At 49.7% G+C, this 511-nt stretch carries 1 protein-coding gene; it reads right to left on the reverse strand.

Features of this window, described 5'->3' with window-relative positions; translation table 11 throughout:
• A partial coding sequence (locus MKP05_RS21660; RefSeq protein WP_240570187.1) for a two-partner secretion domain-containing protein occupies positions 1 to 511 on the reverse strand: 511 nt, incomplete at both ends.

Below are 511 nucleotides of genomic sequence, written 5' to 3' on the forward strand. Positions count from 1 at the left end.
TTATACAACTTTAATTGTTTATCGTCTTGTGCCCGGTATATTTTATACCCCACGATTTCATCTGCTTTGGCCTTCCAGGTCAGGGTAATAAAACGCATTTCCCTATTAGCAAATCCGCTAAAGCGTATGTCCCCTGCCTTAATTATTTTCGCTTGGGTACGTACCGAGACCGGGTTTGCCGGGCTGCTTTCCAGATCGGCTTCGTCTATTGCCGTTACGGTATAGCTGCCGATGGCGCCATCGTCGGTCATATTAACCTTGCCGGTGGTCAGGATAGCCTTGTTGGTATTAACAAAGCTACAGCCGGAACAGGTGATGCCGTTCGGGTTGGCGATTACCACATCCGCTTTCTGACCGTTGACTTCGATAAAGCCCTTCAGGCTACTGGCGTTTTTGGAGGTCACCTCGTTCAAAATCACCGAAGCGCTGCCGGCGGTCAGATTATTGTTGCGGGCGATATTGCCAAATGTGCTGTGGCTGACATCATCGCCGCTGTTATTGAGGATGGTGC

Source organism: Halomonas flagellata, from assembly GCF_022487945.1.
Taxonomy (GTDB): Bacteria; Pseudomonadota; Gammaproteobacteria; order Pseudomonadales; family Halomonadaceae; genus Halomonas; species Halomonas flagellata.